This is a genomic window from Sphaerimonospora mesophila (assembly GCF_001417795.1).
Classification (GTDB): domain Bacteria; phylum Actinomycetota; class Actinomycetes; order Streptosporangiales; family Streptosporangiaceae; genus Sphaerimonospora; species Sphaerimonospora mesophila.
In genome coordinates, this window is record NZ_BCBX01000031.1 from 587,143 (window position 1) to 601,111 (window position 13,969).

The 13,969-nt window shown below is 69.2% G+C and carries 10 protein-coding genes; 4 read left to right on the top strand and 6 right to left on the bottom strand.

Annotation, left to right across the window (positions count from 1 at the left end; translation table 11 throughout):
* Positions 1-40: 40 nt before the first annotated feature.
* Entirely contained in the window at positions 41-1,315 is a 1,275-nt protein-coding gene (locus tag AP234_RS07070) for an AAA family ATPase (protein ID WP_055478699.1), read from the bottom strand.
* A 642-nt stretch (positions 1,316-1,957) separates the two neighbouring features.
* Between AP234_RS07070 and AP234_RS37085 the strand changes: the two genes are divergently transcribed.
* The 4 genes from AP234_RS37085 to AP234_RS07090 all read left to right on the top strand — a co-directional run bounded on the left by AP234_RS37085 (position 1,958) and on the right by AP234_RS07090 (position 4,611).
* On the top strand, positions 1,958-2,692 hold the full coding sequence (locus AP234_RS37085; RefSeq protein WP_160330387.1) for an HAD family hydrolase: 735 nt from the start codon (positions 1,958-1,960) through the stop codon (positions 2,690-2,692).
* A complete protein-coding gene (locus AP234_RS07080; RefSeq protein WP_268778018.1) occupies positions 2,670-3,848 on the top strand; it encodes a helix-turn-helix domain-containing protein in 1,179 nt (392 codons plus the stop codon). The genes AP234_RS37085 and AP234_RS07080 overlap by 23 nt, the downstream gene beginning before the upstream one ends.
* Positions 3,849-4,078: 230 nt before the next feature.
* Complete coding sequence (locus AP234_RS07085; protein WP_235558001.1) at positions 4,079-4,294, top strand: hypothetical protein; 216 nt, start codon at positions 4,079-4,081, stop codon at positions 4,292-4,294.
* An 80-nt stretch (positions 4,295-4,374) separates the two neighbouring features.
* Positions 4,375-4,611 carry a hypothetical protein gene (locus tag AP234_RS07090; protein WP_200926254.1) on the top strand — a complete coding sequence of 79 codons (237 nt, stop codon included), beginning with the start codon at positions 4,375-4,377 and terminating at the stop codon, positions 4,609-4,611.
* A gap of 166 nt (positions 4,612-4,777) precedes the next feature.
* On the opposite strand, the gene AP234_RS07095 is transcribed toward AP234_RS07090, so the two are convergent.
* The 5 genes from AP234_RS07095 to AP234_RS38420 all read right to left on the bottom strand — a co-directional run bounded on the left by AP234_RS07095 (position 4,778) and on the right by AP234_RS38420 (position 13,908).
* Positions 4,778-6,736 (bottom strand): CehA/McbA family metallohydrolase, encoded by a 1,959-nt coding sequence (locus AP234_RS07095; protein WP_055478703.1) that lies wholly within the window; start codon positions 6,734-6,736, stop codon positions 4,778-4,780.
* Positions 6,737-6,936: 200 nt separating this feature from the next.
* A complete protein-coding gene (meaB, locus tag AP234_RS07100) occupies positions 6,937-7,887 on the bottom strand; it encodes a methylmalonyl Co-A mutase-associated GTPase MeaB (protein WP_055478704.1) in 951 nt (316 codons plus the stop codon).
* Positions 7,884-10,046: a methylmalonyl-CoA mutase gene (scpA, locus tag AP234_RS07105; protein WP_055478705.1), complete on the bottom strand. Its 2,163-nt coding sequence runs from the start codon at positions 10,044-10,046 to the stop codon at positions 7,884-7,886. The genes meaB and scpA overlap by 4 nt, the downstream gene beginning before the upstream one ends.
* Complete coding sequence (locus AP234_RS07110; protein WP_055478706.1) at positions 10,043-11,818, bottom strand: methylmalonyl-CoA mutase family protein; 1,776 nt, start codon at positions 11,816-11,818, stop codon at positions 10,043-10,045. The genes scpA and AP234_RS07110 overlap by 4 nt, the downstream gene beginning before the upstream one ends.
* Before the next feature lie 227 nt (positions 11,819-12,045).
* Positions 12,046-13,908 (bottom strand): peptidoglycan-binding protein, encoded by a 1,863-nt coding sequence (locus AP234_RS38420; RefSeq protein WP_235558002.1) that lies wholly within the window; start codon positions 13,906-13,908, stop codon positions 12,046-12,048.
* Positions 13,909-13,969: the final 61 nt, after the last annotated feature.

Below are 13,969 nucleotides of genomic sequence, written 5' to 3' on the forward strand. Positions count from 1 at the left end.
GGGCGCTCGTCATCCAGGCCGCCCCGTCTTCTCCGCCTGCTCACGCCGTCGTCTTCGCCTCCTGCCAGGACAGCTCTTGGGCGATCTCCCCCGCGGTGACTCGGGGGACCCCACCATACCGACCGCGCAGGTAGCCGCGCTCGAGGTTCTCCTCCTTCCGCGGCTTCGCCTCCGTCAGCGGGTACAACTCCGTTTCCCCGGAACGTTTCTTGGCCGTGATCCACACCTGATCACGGCTCAGCGGGCGATCGAGCACCGCGCTACCCAACAGGGTCGCGTCGTGCGTGGTGAAAATGAGCTGCGCACCCCGCGGATTAGACGTGGGATCTTGGAAGACCCGGACGACCTCGGCGGCGAGGGTTGGATGCAGGCTGGAGTCCAATTCATCCACCAGGAGAACCGAACCCTGCTCCAGTACGGTGAGCATCGGCCCCAGGAAAGTGAACCAGGCATGCGTGCCCAGGGACTCTTCCGTACGGAAGTCGAGCGGCATCTCCCCACCATCCGGTGTGCGGTGCCACAACCTGATCTTGCCGGTCTCCGGATCCATATCGAGACGGGTGACACCCAAGTCAGCTGATCGCAACAGCCGTACTATCCGCCGGTGATAGTCCTGTGCCCGAACTGGATGGACCAGGAGGTTCTCGGTCATCCCCAGCTGGGCACGGGAGTTCCTTCCCGATGTCATCGGCCACAGGTCGTTGACGAACCATCGATGTATCAGCGACAACTGGGGATCGTTGAGGGTGGCGCCGACGGACAGGAACAAGGCATTGGGGCGAGTCAGCTTGACCAAAGCCTCACGCTCCCCCTTGTATCCCTCCCCCTTGAAGACGAACTCGCCTCCCTGAGATGCCGGCCGGTCCGCCTCCCGGTCGAACCAGACATTGCGGCGACCATGCGGGTACGCATGGAGCCACTCAGCCTCAATTCGCTCGTCTGACAGCTCGAAGCCGTAGGTGTAGCGGACAGGAGTCCGCCCCAGTACGAGGTCCACTTCGAACAGGCTTGTCTCTTCCCTGCATGCCGGATCGAGCTTGAACGGCTCTCGAGGGACCGTCTCCGGTGTTTTGCCCCAGTCAGCGAACGAGTCCCGTACCGCGTCACGCATGAGCCGGAAGCCATCGAGCAGATTGGTCTTCCCCGACGCGTTGGCTCCGAACACCCCCAGCACGGGCTGCACCGTGACATCGCGCCCCCGGTGCCGCAGACCGGTCTCACGCGCTGTCCCCTCGTCGAACTCGGTGGCGATCAAAGACAGTTCGTGTTCGTCCCGAAAGGACCGGTGGTTGGCCATCCGAACGCGGATCAGCACGCGCGACCTCCCATGGATCGGCTCTTGCCAGCCTGTCATTAGGCTATTGGCGCAGTAATCCTGCGCTAGACAGCCTATGGTGCCCACATCTGGGACGCCACTTTGTCGCATGTGCCAGCGTTCCCCGCGCACGCATCCCCGCGTCCGCGGGGAGACCAGGGCGGGGACCATCCCCGCGTACGCGGGGAGCACAGTAGGTGGTGCTGGTGCCGCGCTTTGTGTCGGTGGGACCATCCCCGCGTGCGCGGGGAGCACTGTTCACCAACCCGACCCGGGCCGCGCACACCGGGACCATCCCCGCGTGCGCGGGGATGGTCCCTATGAGACGCCCGAACAGCGTCCCGGTTTACTGTGCTCCCCGTGCACGCGGGGATGGTCCCTTCGCGTTCATTTTTGGGGTATGGCGAGAAGTGTGCTCCCCGCGCACGCGGGGATGGTCCCAAGGGGGTATGCGCCGCCGCGATCCTCCTCGGGTGCTCCCCGCGCACGCGGGGATGGTCCCAAGGGGGTATGCGCCGCCGCGATCCTCCTCGGGTGCTCCCCGCGCACGCGGGGGTGGTCCCCACGAGTCGGTGCCGGCGAACGTGCCGGCCATGTGCTCCCCGCGCACGCGGGGAAGGTTCGGCGCGTTGGCGGAACCCGATGGCCGAGGAGACTCCCCCGGTGTCGGACCGTTTTGACGGTGGGCTGACTTACGCTACTGGCGTGGTCAGGGCTGTGGTGTTCGACATTGGCGAGACGCTCGTCCGCGACGATCGGTACTGGGGATCGTGGGCGGACTGGCTGGGCGTGCCCCGCCACACGCTGTCGGCTCTCGTCGGCGCGGTGACAGCCCTCGGGCTGGACAACGCGGAGGCCATCCGGCTCATCCGGCCCGGCATTGATGTACATGCGGCCCGCCGGGAACGTGACGAATCCGGGCAGGGCGAATTCTTGGATGAGACCGATCTGTATCCCGACGTACGACACGGGCTGCAGGCGCTTCGGGATCTGGGACTGCGCGTCTGCGTCGCTGGAAACCAGACGACCAAGGCGGGCGAGCTGCTGCGCGGGCTGCATCTTCCCGTCGATGCCATCACCACGTCAGAGGAGTGGGGGGTGGCGAAACCGGACTCGGCGTTCTTCGATCGTGTTGTCGAGTTGGCCGGGGTGCCTCCGGAGGAGACGGTATACGTCGGCGATCATCCTGCCAACGACGTCGTCCCGGCGAGGGCAGCGGGTTTGCTGACCTGCCTTATCCGGCGGGGCCCCTGGGGGCGCTTATGGGGCGACGACCCTTCCGTGCCCGCCGACTGGCGGATTAGCAGCTTGGCCGAACTACCCGCTCTCCTCTCCAGGACCGGACGAAGCCCCCGTGTCTACCCCAAGGAAACCTGACGGCGGCCCGGGAGGGCGCATCGCCGCGCTGCGCAGCGCGCGTCACATGACGCAGGCCGACCTCGCCCACGCCGCCAGCGTTTCACTCAGCATGATCCGGAAGCTGGAGCAAGGGGTCCGCAAACCGAGCGACGATATGCTCGACGCCATCGCAGCAGCTCTGAATGTTGATCCATCTCGGCTGTTGAACGGCACCGATCGCCGTGACGGCAGGGTCCATGACTCGATCCCACTGCTCCGGAAAGTCATCACCACCTGCGACTTTCCCAACGACGGCCCGGTACGCCCCCTGCCGCAACTGCAGGCTGCCGTAGATGAAGCGGTGCGGTGGCGCTTGGAAGCCCAGTACGTCCGGCTGTCACACGTGCTTCCCGACCTGCTCACGGAGCTCATTCGCGGGCTACAGACGGCCTCTAACCTCGCACCGCTGCTGGTAGCCGCCTATCGCGCAGCCGACGCGGTCGCCTTCAAGTACGGGTATCTGGACCTGTCAGCCCGGCTCATCGACTTGATGTGCGACGCCTCCGCGCTCACCGAAGACCCTCTCCTTGCAGCCTCGACAGGTTACGTGCGCACGGAGATCTTCTTCGCCACGAACACCTATCGTGCGGGGTTGCGAGCGCTTGAATCCGAGATCGCTCGCCTGCCGGCCCGGGAGGGCAAGGATCCCCAACACTTGGGCGTACTGGGGGCACTGCACATGCGAGCGGCCGTCGTCGCGGCACGCGGGGGCCAGACCGAGGCCACACTGAGCCACCTCGGCGAGGCCAGGCGACTCGGCGACGCGGTTCGCGAGGGCATCTACTACGGGACGGCCTTCGGGCCGGACTCCGTGCGCATCCACGAGGTGTCAGTCGCCGTCAGCCTCGGAGACCCGCACCTCGGGCCCGCTCTCGATCTCGCGAAAACATGGACACCCCCCGCCGGGATACCCGCCGAACGCCGCAGCGGCTTCTTCATCGAGCTCGCGCGGGCGCAGTTGTGGGCCGGTATGAGGGATGCGGCCTTCGAGTCGCTGCGGGCCGCTCGCCTTATCGCGCCCCAGCACACGCGGGAGCACCGGTGGGTCCGTGAGGACATCGAGACCTTGCTGCGGCTCAACCGCGCCAGCAGTGGAGCACTCGCCGGCTTCGCCGATTGGCTCGGAGTAACTTAAATAATACGATCAGTGACACTTGCTGTGTCACTTCACGACCGCTCCACCCACCAGCATGAGGGACGTCCAAGCCCGTCACGCAGGTCAGGATCGAGATAACCACCGCCTGCGTGAAAGCGGGTCCGCCTGTCGCGGCCACGACCAGACGGACCCTCATCAGGAGGTGAGCCCTGACTATGAAGAACGATAGAGCGACTTTCCCCGGCGCGGCGTTCGCCGGGTGGAGGATCATGCGGAGCGATGAGGGGCGGTTGTGGGCGTCGCGGGAGCGGCCGTTCCCCGTGGCCGCCGAGGCGGCGGGGGCCTGCCGTACAGTCGACGCCGATGATCTTCGCGAGCTGGGCCTGGCCATCTCCGCACAGGAAAGCCTTGCCGAGCAGACGACCCCGGAGCAGGAGAACGTGACCGAGCAGGTGAGCGCGGCCGACTCGGCGGCAACGGCGTGAGCGTCTCTCGGTCGGACGATCCGGGCAAGCTTCCCCCGTCCTGTCTTGGTCTGCATCTTCCGCCAGAGCAGCCCGATTGCGTGCGGCTGCGATGGCTACCGGACACGCGGCGGACGACGTACGCGCGGGTCGTCCAGCACACGTGTGACGACTGCGTGCCCGTGTCGTACGAGCTGTGCACCGCAGGCGGGCTGATGTTCATCCGCCGGACCGACCGCACCCGCGGAGCCAAGCCCGAGGTACGCGAGACCGAGCGGCTGATCACCTCCCGGGCACAGGTGATGTGGCGAGACCTGCTGCTGGGAATTGCCCGCTGAGCTGCGCGGTCACATGTCTATTTGCCCTCATCCGCGCACGTACGAGGAGTAGATCGAGAAGTAGAGCCCCCAGACAGAAAGGGTGCGGCGGATGGTCCCATGCCCGCATACATTCTGTCCCGTGGGCTCCAGTGCTCCCCGCGCACGCGGGGATAAGCCCTCCCTTTCAGTCCAGTCGGGACTCGTAGACGGCGCGGGCCTTCTCGATGAGGTCGAGGTGGTCGCGGAGCTGGGAGCGGGTCCGCAGGCGGGCGTGGTCCCGGATGAGGGCTTCGAGCAGGTCCAGCCAGTGCAGGCACCACTGGACGTCCTCTGGCCGGGCGACGTGCCGGCCCGCAACGTCGAGATAGACCGGGCTCGTGTGCGCGAACGCTGCCCGGTACGGCGAGCGAGGGTGACGGCCGCCAGAAGCGACGGCAACGACATATGTGGGCTCGCCGACGACCAGGGATGTGGTCAGCTCGCCGCCGGGGCCTTCGGCGATCGGGCCGTCGGCCGTACGGATCTCCACGCGCTCGACCTCCGGCCCGACCGTGCGGGCCGTCACCGTCACCCGGTCGCCCGGCAGGGGCTCCAGCGTGTCGCCCGGCTCACGCCCTTCCACCGCCAGCTCCAGCCACGGCCCGGTGGTGGCGAAGGTACGGCCCCGCCGTACGGCACGGGCGAAGCTCTCCGCCGACAGGGGCCCGTCGAGCCGGGCGTAGACCCGCTCCCAGCCGGGCGGGCTGGAGACGGTGTCCTGCCGGGTGAAGGAGAGCATGGTGTCGGTCCCGGCCAGCGCGGCGAGGCGGACGCCCGCGCCGAGCAGCCGCCGATAGACCTCGACCGTGCCCGGCGGGTCGTCGAGGTCCGAGAAGTGCAGCAGCTCCATGCCGTCCACCAGGCCGAGCGCGGCGTCGACCACCAGGGCACGCGACGAACAATTTCGCCTGCCTTCCCCGATGATGTCCTCCGGCGACGACACCGGGCCGTGGAAGGGATGGGCGTAGCCGAGCACGGCGTGCGGTTCCCGCAGCTCACCGCAGGCGACACCGCTAGGCGGCCAGTCGGCGTCCTTACCGAAACCCGTGTGGTAGATCGCGGGTGGACCGGCCACGGCGAACGCGTGCACGTGTCCGAGCAGATCGTTCCGATACTCCACCCCCATGCGGGCGATGTGCGTGGCGTCCGACCAGGGCAGGTCACGGCCCGCCCAGTGCTCAAGGGCCTCGCTGTCGTAGACCCTCGCACCTGACACGTTGCCCGCGACGAGGTTGAGCACGTGCAGGTCCTCGCCGTGCTGGGCGGCCGCCGCCTGGACCGGCTCGGCCACCAGGTCGCCGGCCCAGTTCATGTGGACGTGCAGGTCGGCGCCGTACCAGCCGCGGGCGGCCGCGTCGTAGAGCCGCTCCGGGGTGAGCTCGACGAGCGTCTCGCGCCACGGCTCGGGCACGACGACGGTCTCGGCCGTGCCGTACTCCATGCCCCGCGTCACGCGGATGGTGACGGGCTCGGCGGGCACGTCCAGCGTGATGTCGTCGCCGTGGAAGAACGGCGTGTCCGAGTTGTCGCGGCGCGGCGGCGCGCAGTCCGGATACCAGCCCTGGCCGCCCTCCGTCATCACCGTCCAGCGGCAGGGGAAGCCGGCGCGCAGGCGGATCCGAGCGGGCACGGCCGGCCGGCTCAGCGGAGACAGGTCGACGGCCCGGCCGTCCACGGTCAGGGCCGTGTCGGTCGTGATGTCCAGCAATCGCGCTCCGCCCGCCCCGATCTCGTACGGCACGCCGTCGGCGACGACGGTGACCGGGCTCTCCAGGACGGAGTCGACCAGCAGGACGACCGGAAGCGGCGTGGGCGACAGCCGTACGAGCGGCGTGCCCGCCTCCAGCCGGCGCCCGTCCGGGGTCAGCCGTAGCACGCTCAGGCCCCTGGGGACCTTTCCGCCGATCGCGTCGCGGAACGCCGCGTCGAGATCCGCCGTGTCCATCCGCATCCGGGCCGTCTCGTCGGGGAATCGCAGATGGCTCATGACCGTCACGTAGGTCAGCGGGGGTTCGCCCCAGGTGATCCCGTGTTCGGCCAGCAGTGCCCGGTACTCCCCCAGCGCCCGCGCCACCGGCGGCGGCAGCATCGGATCGTGACGCATTCGCACCTCCCGTAAGTCAGGGACCTCGGCCGAACGCTCGCGCCGAGCCCCCTCCCCTCGATAGCGCGCACATCGTCACACGATTGGCCGCGGAGAAAAGTGCAATCATGCATTGTGCGCCCCACGGGTAGCGAAAACCCCCACCGGGGTAGAAAGCCAATCTCCCAGTGGGGGCAAGTTCACCACCGAAGCGCTCTCTGCTAGACGTTCTCCTCGAAGAAGGCGGCCAGGAGGCGGTCGGCGGCGAGCGAGGGGGTGAGGCCGCCGTCGAGCACCTGGGCCTCGACCTCGGCCGCTATCGGAGCCGCACGCTCCGTCAACCGGGAGAGCAGGCGGTCCCTGGCCAGCGACCAGGTCCACTCGACCTGCTGGCGGCGCCGTCTGGCGGACAGGTCGGTCTCCTCCTGGTGGCGTACGACCTGTGCCCACAGCTCGGCGAGACCGGCGCCGGTGAGCCCGCTGCAGGTCAGCACGGGGGTGTGCGACCGCAGCAGGCGCAGCGCCCCGGCCAGCTCGCGGGCGGCCCGGCGGGCGGCCATCTCGTGCTCGCCGTCGGCCTTGTTGACCGCGATCACGTCGGCCAGCTCCAGCACGCCCTTCTTGATGCCCTGGAGCTGGTCGCCGGTACGCGCGAGCGTGAGCAGCAGGAACGTGTCGACCATGTCGGCGACGGCGGTCTCCGACTGGCCGACGCCGACGGTCTCGACGAGCACCACGTCGTAGCCCGCGGCCTCCACGATGACCATCGCCTCCCGGGTGGCCCGGGCGACGCCGCCGAGCGTCCCGGCCGTCGGCGACGGCCGGATGAACGCCCTGGGGTCGGCGGCGAGCCTGGCCATCCGGGTCTTGTCGCCCAGGATGCTGCCGCCGCTGCGCCGCGAGGACGGGTCGACGGCGAGCACGGCCACCCGGTGGTCGCGCTCGGTCAGGTAGGTGCCGAGCGACTCGATGATCGTCGACTTGCCCGCCCCCGGCACCCCGGAGATGCCCACCCTGCGCGCCTTGCCGGCGTGCGGGGTGAGCTCGACGAGCAGCCGCTGGGCGAGCTCCCGGTGATCGGGCCGGGTGGACTCGACGAGCGTGATCGCCCGTGCGGTCCACCGCCGGTCCCCGGCCAGCACGCCCGCGAGGTAGTCCTCCATCGACGTCATGCCGCGCCGGGGTGGGCCAGGCGCGTGGACAGATCCTTGAGCAGCCCGAGCGCGGCGTCGGCGATGACCGTGCCCGGCGGGAAGACGGCGGCGGCCCCGGCGGCGCGCAGCTCGTCGACGTCGCCGGGCGGGATCACCCCGCCCACCACGATCATGATGTCGTCCGCGCCCAGCTCGACCAGCGCCTCGCGCAGGGCCGGCACGAGGGTCAGGTGGCCGGCCGCCAGCGAGGAGACGCCGACGATGTGCACGTCGGCCTCGACGGCCTGCCGGGCGACCTCCTCGGGCGTCTGGAACAGCGGGCCGACGTCGACGTCGAAGCCGAGGTCGGCGAAGGCGCTGGCGATCACCTTCTGGCCGCGGTCGTGGCCGTCCTGCCCCATCTTGGCGACCAGGATGCGCGGCCTGCGGCCCTCGGCCTTCTCGAAGTCCGCACACGCGGCCCTGACGTCGTCCACCGCGCCGCCGACCTCCTCCCGGTACACACCGGAGATCGTACGGATCTGCGCGGCGTGGCGTCCGAAGACCTTCTCCATGGCCTCGGAGATCTCCCCGACCGTCGCCTTGGCGCGGGCGGCGGTGACGGCGAGCTCCAGCAGGTTGCCGTTGCCGGCGGCGCCCTCGGTCAGCGCCTCCAGGGCCCGCGCCACCGCCGCCGGGTCGCGCTCCTCGCGCAGGCGGCGCAGCTTGTCGAGCTGCTGGCGGCGTACCTCGGTGTTGTCGACCTTGAGGACCTCGATCTCCTCGTCGGCCTCGGGGCGATACTTGTTCACCCCGATGACGGGCTGACGCCCGGAGTCGATGCGCGCCTGGGTGCGGGCGGCGGCCTCCTCGATGCGCATCTTCGGCAGCCCGGCGTCGATCGCCTTGGCCATGCCGCCGGCGGCCTCGACCTCCTGGATGTGCCCCCACGCCCGCAGGGCGAGGTCGTGGGTGAGCCGCTCGACGTAGTACGACCCGCCCCAGGGGTCGATCGTGCGGCAGGTGCCGGACTCCTGCTGGAGGACGAGCTGGGTGTTGCGTGCGATCCTGGCCGAGAAGTCGGTCGGCAGCGCCAATGCCTCGTCCAGCGCGTTGGTGTGCAGCGACTGGGTGTGCCCCTGGGTGGCGGCCATCGCCTCGACGCAGGTGCGCACCACGTTGTTGAACACGTCGTGCGCGGTCAGCGACCACCCGGAGGTCTGGCTGTGCGTGCGCAGCGACAGCGACCTGGGGTTGGCGGCCCCGAAGTCCTTCACGATGTTCGCCCACAGCAGGCGGGCGGCCCGCAGCTTGGCGACCTCCATGAAGAAGTTCATGCCGATGCACCAGAAGAACGACAGCCGCGGCGCGAACGCGTCGATGTCCAGCCCCGCCCCGACGCCGGCCCGCAGGTACTCGATGCCGTCGGCGAGCGTGTACGCGAGCTCGAGGTCGCAGGTCGCCCCGGCCTCCTGGATGTGGTAGCCGGAGATGGAGATGGAGTTGAAGCGCGGCATGTTCGCCGAGGTGTAGGCGAAGATGTCGGAGATGATCCGCATCGACGGGCCCGGCGGGTAGATGTAGGTGTTGCGGACCATGAACTCCTTGAGGATGTCGTTCTGGATGGTCCCGGCCAGCTTGTCGGGGCCGACCCCCTGCTCCTCCGCCGCCACGATGTACAGCGCCAGGATCGGCAGCACCGCGCCGTTCATGGTCATCGACACGCTCATCTTGTCGAGGGGGATGCCCTCGAACAGCTGCCGCATGTCGTAGATCGAGTCGATCGCCACGCCCGCCATGCCGACGTCGCCGGCCACCCGGGGGTGATCGGAGTCGTACCCCCGGTGGGTGGCGAGGTCGAACGCGACCGACAGGCCCTTCTGCCCGGCCGCGAGGTTGCGCCGATAGAACGCGTTGGACTCCTCCGCGGTGGAGAATCCGGCGTACTGGCGGATGGTCCACGGCTGGGTGACGTACATCGTGGGGTACGGCCCGCGCAGGTACGGCGCCACGCCCGGATAGGTCTGGAGGAAGTCGAGCCCGTCGAGGTCGGCGGCCGTGTACAGCGGCTTGACCCCGATCCCCTCCGGTGTCTCCCACACCTCGGCGCCGGGCGACGCGGGCGCGGGTACGGCTTCCGTCCCCGCCCCCAGCTCAATTCCCGAAAAATCCGGAATCACCGAACTTTGTCGAGTCATCGGGTTACTCCAAGGTCGTCAAACGTCGTACGGAGCACGTCGAGCGCATCGCATCCGGCGTACAGGTTGGCGTCCACATCTCCATGCTCGCCCTTGCCGGCCAGCCAGATCCGGCGGGCCCCGGCGTCACGCAGCGCGGCCGCCACGGCCGCGGCGTGCTCGCCGTACAACCGGTCGCTGGAGCACAGGCAGGCGACCGGTGTGCCGGCCGCGCGGAACGCCTCGGCGATCTCGGCCGGGTCCGTGGCCGTCCCGGAGGTCACGGTCTCGATGCCACCGGCCGCGAACAGGTTGGCGGCGAACGTCGCGCGCGCGGTGTGCGCGGCGACGGGCCCGATCGTGGCGAGGAAGACCCTGGGCCGCCCGGCCTGCGCGTCGGCGAGATCGCGCAGCGCCTCGAACTCCCCGGCGTAGCGGATGCGCGGCAGCGGCCCGCCGGATTCGCCCGCGAGGCCGGGACCGGACTGACGTGCCGGGATCTTCTCGGCCAGGTTGGGGAACTCGCTGACGCCGGTGATGGGGTCGCGGCGGTGCGCGAGTGCCTCCGCCCGCCTGTCCCGGGTGGCCGCGATCCGCTCGGGGACGAGCCGGTCGAGGGCGGCGGCCATGCCGCCGGCGCGCTCGATCTCCTGGAACCACGCCCAGGCGCGCTCGGCGAGGTCGGCCGTGAGCCGCTCCACGTACCAGGAGCCGCCGGCCGGGTCGGCCACCCGGGCGACGCCGGCCTCCTCCATCAGCAGCGCGTGGGTGTTGCGCGCGATCCTGCGGGCGAACGCGTCGGGCAGCCCGAGGCAGGCGTCGAACGGCTGCACGGTCACCGCGTCGGCCCCGCCGACGCCCGCGCCGAAGCAGGCCAGGGTGGTGCGCAGCATGTTCACCCAGGGGTCGCGGGCCGTCATCATCGCCGACGACGTCACCGCGTGCTGGAGCTGGTCGCCGGCGCCGCCCACGACCTCGGTCACCCGCGCCCACAGCCGGCGCGCGGCCCGCAGCTTGGCGATGGTGAGGAACTGGTCGGCCGAGGCCGCGTAGCGGAACTCCAGCAGACCTATCGCTTGTTCAATGGAAAGACCGGCGTCGGTCATGGCCCGCAGCGCGGCCACGCCGGCGGCGATCGAACAGCCCAGCTCCTCGACGTCGCCGCCGCCCGCGTCGTGGTACGGCAGGGCGTCGACGACGACGCCGCGCAGGGCGGGCTGCTCGGCCAGGCACCGCCGCAGCACGGAGATCCCCTCGGAGACGGCGGAAGGACCGAGCCCGAGGTTGCCGCCGGGAGCCGTCACACCACGCTCGGCCAGCAGGTCGAGGTACGCGCCCGCGATCGGGACCGACCGGACACCGCTGACCTGGGCGCCCGCGTCGAGGACGACCGGGGCGAGGTCGAGGTGCACGCCGTCGAGCACCCGCGACAGCGCGTCCGGGCCGCCACCGGCCGGCAGATCGAGCCAGACCGAGGTGACGCCGCCCTCAAGATCGGACAGCACTGCCTCGTTGGTCACGGCGGGGTCGGGGTGGGCGTGGCGCTGGCGGACGTCCCACTGATCGCCCGGCCGTACGATCCGGGGGGCGGCCGGCAGGTCGGCGGCGTCGTGCAGCGCCGCGATCGTCACGCCGTCGTGAGTGGTGGAGGAAAGCGCCTCCTCCACGTCGGCGGGTGTGGCGTCCTCGCCGAGGGCTCCCGACTTGCGCAGGACCCCGAGCGCGAGCGTGCGCCACTGCTCCCGCGAGCCGGGCGGGAACCCCGAGGCGATTTCCAGAGGTGGCACCGTCATGCCAGGATGCTAGGCGGAGCGACTCCAGAACAATGCTTCGGGGTGCGCATTTCGCCCGACCGAAACCGGGCGTCTCACACTCCGGACCGCCGACCACGCCACCGGCCGAGCGGGCACGTCCAGCAGGCGGATGCCACCATGGCCGAGGCCGACGCCGCGCCCGGCCCGTTCCCTACGACCCGCTCCGTACGACCCGCTCCGTACGGCTCGTTCCGTACGGCCCGGGCCTACGGCTTGGCGGCGAAGGCGGCGTTCCAGGTCAGCGGCCCGACGATGCCGTCGGTGTCGAGGCGGGCGGCCTTCTGGAAGCGTACGCACACCGCCCTCGAGTCCGGGCCGTAGGCGCCGTCGACCTCGATGTCGTATCCGAGGCGCTTCATCTGCGCCTGCCAGGTCCGCACGTCGGCGCCGCGCATGATGGGCGGATATTTGAGCAGCCGTCCCGGCCACTTGGGCGCGGGCGCCGGCTTCGAGGGCGTGTCGCCCTTCCCGGGCCGGGGGGCGCCCTTCCTGATCCAGGCGTAGAGGGGGTCGCCGGGGCAGTCGGTGGGGTAGCCGTCTCGGTGGCCCTTGATCTCCCGGCCGGCGCCGCCGTGTTCGCGCAGGTAGTCGATCGCGTCGAGGATGCCGTTCAGGATGCCGTCCGTCGGCTGGGTCAGCCCGGCGTTGCCGACCAGGCCGAGCACCGCGTAGTGACCGGAATTGAGGCCGGGGCCATTGGCGGCCGGCAGGTGCTTCGGGCCGCGCCCCATGAATACCTTTCTATGGGGACAGGCGACCATGGTGTTACCCGTGAAATAGATGGTGCCGTCTCGGCGGGCCAACCAACTCTGGTTCGCCGTGCGAGGACACCAAATTTCACCACGGTAGGTTTCCGAACCTATCGTGAAACGCGATCCCCTGTTGGCCGCAGAGCGAGGGGCAAAGTACTGCTGGTGCCGGATGGTAACGAGCCACATCTCGCTGGGGCAATTTCCTACAGGCGGCCGAGGTCGCAGCGATGCCGCCTTTCCGGAAAGGATGACGGCGAACATGAACGCTTCGGCGGCGGCGCGATTCTTCTGGGCCAGCTTGTCGATTCCTGCATTGTCCGCGACCAGTGAGGTTTCGATGAACAGGCGAAGTTGCGCACTGGTCAAGGACAGCAGGAAGTCAAAATGCGGGACCCGGTCAGGCGCTAATTCGAGCAGTCGCTCTCCCGCATCCGTCGACAGGTGGAACTCCACCAAGTGCCGGTTCACGGTCTCACGCCACCGCGGTACGCCGTCGGTGGCACGGCCGACACGGGGAAACTGTTCGGATGCAGGACCGAACACCTCGGTGAGTGCAGCGCGAATACGTGAGACATTCGCGGCGTTCTGCATGCCTTGGTAGATCGCGACGGAGAGCGTGCGCTCTCCCGCACGCCCCCGCTTCACGTGTCCTTCCGTCCAGAACCAGGCAAGGAGTTCCACGAGAGCGTCGGACCATTTGGCCTCTGTGGGGAGATCGGCACAAGGCGCCGCGATCGGAATCCGGTCCCAGTAGCCCATCGTCTCGGTGGTCACCCACAGACGCTCGCGTTCTTTTAGGGATCGCTCGGCCCTGCCGGTCGCAAGCCATCTGCCGTTGGCACCTTTGACACGCTGCGTTCCGGTACGCCTGCGATACCGTTCAACTGGCCATCGATGGTGAGGGGTGGTCAGAGATGAATGGCGATCCCCTGCCATCTTGATCATCTCTCGCTCCATGGCCGGGAAGACACATACCTCCAGGACTGGTTGCCATTCAGACATACCCGTCTCATGGTTGAGAGTGAGCGCTATATCGCCTACTCGCAGCTCGCGGTAGGACTTCCACCCCTGCTGCGTGAGAATCTCGGTCTCCTCATCCACGCAGTAGCCGATATCCATCCAGCCGTTGCCGTCCATGTGGTGATTCTGGATCGACTTGACCAGGGCCACGCACTTGTCGTGGTCGTCCACGATCGACGGGTCCACCCGACCGCCCGTGTAGTGAACCTTCACTCCCTTTGTCGATTTCAGCGGGGAGTAGGAGCCCTTGGGGCGACGGGCGCCCCACGCGGCACGGGATACGAGATCGATGGACACGAAGCTCTCCGGGAACCGATCGTTGGAACAACCGAGCCTAGTGGGATCACCTGGCCGGTTA

Bases quoted from the DNA above. Each gene is read 5' to 3' on its own strand.
- AP234_RS37085 (WP_160330387.1), top strand. From the start codon at position 1,958: ATGGCCGAGGAGACTCCCCCGGTGTCGGACCGTTTTGACGGTGGGCTG.
- AP234_RS07085 (WP_235558001.1), top strand. From the start codon at position 4,079: ATGCGGAGCGATGAGGGGCGGTTGTGGGCGTCGCGGGAGCGGCCGTTC.
- AP234_RS07095 (WP_055478703.1), bottom strand. From the start codon at position 6,736: ATGCGTCACGATCCGATGCTGCCGCCGCCGGTGGCGCGGGCGCTGGGG.
- meaB (WP_055478704.1), bottom strand. From the start codon at position 7,887: ATGACGTCGATGGAGGACTACCTCGCGGGCGTGCTGGCCGGGGACCGG.
- scpA (WP_055478705.1), bottom strand. From the start codon at position 10,046: ATGACTCGACAAAGTTCGGTGATTCCGGATTTTTCGGGAATTGAGCTG.
- AP234_RS07110 (WP_055478706.1), bottom strand. From the start codon at position 11,818: ATGACGGTGCCACCTCTGGAAATCGCCTCGGGGTTCCCGCCCGGCTCG.